This is a genomic window from Cetobacterium sp. ZWU0022 (genome assembly GCF_000800875.1).
Classification (GTDB): domain Bacteria; phylum Fusobacteriota; class Fusobacteriia; order Fusobacteriales; family Fusobacteriaceae; genus Cetobacterium_A.
In genome coordinates this window covers 1-2,834 of the sequence record NZ_JRJZ01000067.1, presented here as the reverse complement: position 1 = coordinate 2,834, position 2,834 = coordinate 1, and the positions used below count along the sequence as shown (strand labels likewise).

Here is a 2,834-nt window from a genome sequence, read left to right as displayed (position 1 = left end):
TAATATTTAATTTACGCCGGCATATTTCCGGCGTATTTTTTTTATTAAAACTCTTTTAAAATTAGGGGAAAGTAATAATTAAAATTATTTTTTCCGGCGTATTTCAAATGGAAAAGTTATAAAGTAGATTTGTGAAAAGATAAATTTTCATAAAAACTTAAAATTTAATGAAATTGAGGGTCTTAACGTTGTTATTCCGCGTTTTCCTGATGGGACCCCTAATTAGAATATTTAATTCTCTTAACTACTTCTTCTATTTTGAAGTATAACAAGTAGCTGGGCCTTTACCTATTTTTTTAATTAGGTTTTTATTTTGTAAATCTTTTAGAATCTCTCTTACTCTTCTATCACTTAAATTTAAAATTTCAGAAATCTCTTTTGTTGTTGCAGTTTCTTTCTTTTCTAAAAATTCTAAGATTTGATTATCGTATCTATTAAAACTTTCTATATTTTTACCTAGTTTTGTTAATTGTTCAACTGTTGGAAGTTCTTTAGCTAATTCAGCAGGTAAAGATAATTTGTATTCTGAAACTCCTATTGGCTTAGAGTTATCCCTTAAAGCATATTCTGCAATGGTTGTATTTTTATCCTTACATAAAATTATTCCAATACTTTTATTATCATCTTTATGCTTTAATAAATCATCTACAGCAGATAGATAAAAATTCATTTTTCCAGCATATTCAGGTTTAAATTTACCGGTTTTCAATTCAATAACTATGTAAGAACGAAGCTTTAGGTGATAAAAAAGTAAATCTATATAAAAATCTTCACCACCAACTTCTAAATGGTATTGCCTTCCAACATAGGCAAATCCTTTTCCTAATTCTAATAGAAATTTAGTTATGTTTTCAACCAAAGAATCCTCAAGTTCCTTTTCTAAATAACTTTCAGAAAGATTAAGAAAATCAAAAATATATGGATCTTTTAATGTTTCAGCAGCAAGTTCACTATTTTTATCTGGAAGAGTTTGAGAAAAATTATGAGTTTTTCCCTCTAAAAGCATTCTTTCATAAAGATTACTTTCTATCTGGTGGACCATTACATTACGTGACCAACCATTTTCAATAGCCTTTTTAGCATACCACTCTCTTTTTTCTAATGGAACTTTATCTAATAGGGCCTGATTGTGGTACCAACTTAATTGTGCAAGTATCTCCTGCATAATTTCCGCCGAATAGCTTTCAGCAAAAAGCCTCATATACCTAAGGTTTCTAAGAGATAGTCCTTTCATATTAGGAAACTCTTTTCTTAAATCTTCCGCCAGATTTTCTATAATTTTACTTCCCCATCCCTTTTGTGATTGGTTTTTAAGAATAATTTTTCCAATTTCATAATATAAAAATATAAGTTCTTTATTAACAGATAAAATTGCTCGATTTTGAGAGATTTTAATTTTATTTTTAAGTTCTTCTAATAGTGATATATATTCCATTTAGTTCTCCTATTTGAATTTTATTTATTATATTTTACTATAACTTGTAAAGATAATCTAGAGTATAGCTATGATAGGGGACTAGGTGTCTCCCATCTAGTTCTTTTTTTTATTAAAAGTTTTTACTATTTAAATACCCTTAAAGACTATTAAAGACTATTAGAGAAAAATCGACCCCATTTTAGCCCAACAAAATCAATGGTCGAAAGTGGGTCGCATAAAATTATAAGGTGTAAATTGTAGTGATATAATATGTAAATTGTAGTAGCTATAATATGCAAATTGTAGTGGATATAATATGTAAATTGTAGTGAAATTTATAATATGTTTTTATATTTTAAGCATATTATGTTATAATGAATTATCATAATAATTTTGAGGTGAAAAATGGGGAAAATTGGATTCAATAAACAGTTGAATAGATTGCCAATATATTTTGAAAAAGAGATCTTTGTAAACGCTTTTGGGTGGTTATTAAAAGAGTTTAATAAATGGAATAAAGGCCTTGAGATAAAAGAGAGAGTTATCACAATAAAAAAACGTGAGATATGGGAAGCTTCAACAACTAGACCCTACACAAAAGAGGAGTTCAGTGAGTTTATTCGTGGATTGACGGTTTCAAAAAGATATGAGATTGACAAAGAAAAAGGTTATGGGATATCTGGAAGTGTTTTTGTAACTCAGGAGATTGATGATGAGACTCTGAAAATAGAGATACCATCGCTATTTATTCCATTTCTTTTCTATAAACATGATATCCACATAATAGATAAAGCGAAGAAAAAGGAGCCTTTAACAGTTAAAGAGCTAGACTATTGGGATAATGAGTTAAAACATAAAAAGCAGGAGATACTGCTATTAGAAGATGCAGAGTTAAAAGGGATAAATGGAAAATATGCTAAAAGATTGTATATGTTATTGAAACAGTTTGAAAGCACTGGTTATTTTATCATGGAGATAGAGCAATTTCGTGATGTGTTAGAAGTTCCTAAGGCATATACATTAGGTCAAATGAATCAACAAATTATTTTAAAAGCTAAAGCTGAGTTAGAAAAGAAAAAGATATATAGATTCCCTGAAGATGTGAAGGGAAAGGGGCGTAGAAAGATAGAAAAGATAGAGATTTATTTCTCTATTTTTGAAGCTGAGACAACTAAAAAGAAAAAGCTTGAACTGACTTTAGAAGAGGAAGTAGAAGCGAGAGAGATTCTTCAAAAGCAAGGGATTGGCTACGAGATTTTGAATGAACAAAAGAGAAAATCTCCAAGCGTTTATGTAAAGACCTTGAAGGCTGTGTTGAAGAAATAGAGAATTTAGTAGAAGTAGTCTATTAAGGATGATTCGGTTCACTACCACGAAGTTTTGTCAAAAATATTATTATATCTATTTATAGTTTATA

General features: G+C 28.9%; 2 protein-coding genes. One reads left to right on the top strand and one right to left on the bottom strand.

Annotation, left to right across the window (positions count from 1 at the left end):
• Nucleotides 1-253: 253 nt before the first annotated feature.
• Nucleotides 254-1,435 (bottom strand): PDDEXK nuclease domain-containing protein, encoded by a 1,182-nt coding sequence (locus L988_RS05795; RefSeq protein WP_197053944.1) that lies wholly within the window; start codon nucleotides 1,433-1,435, stop codon nucleotides 254-256.
• Nucleotides 1,436-1,822: 387 nt separating this feature from the next.
• Between L988_RS05795 and L988_RS05790 the strand changes: the two genes are divergently transcribed.
• Nucleotides 1,823-2,743: a replication initiation protein gene (locus L988_RS05790; RefSeq protein WP_047382498.1), complete on the top strand. Its 921-nt coding sequence runs from the start codon at nucleotides 1,823-1,825 to the stop codon at nucleotides 2,741-2,743.
• Nucleotides 2,744-2,834: the final 91 nt, after the last annotated feature.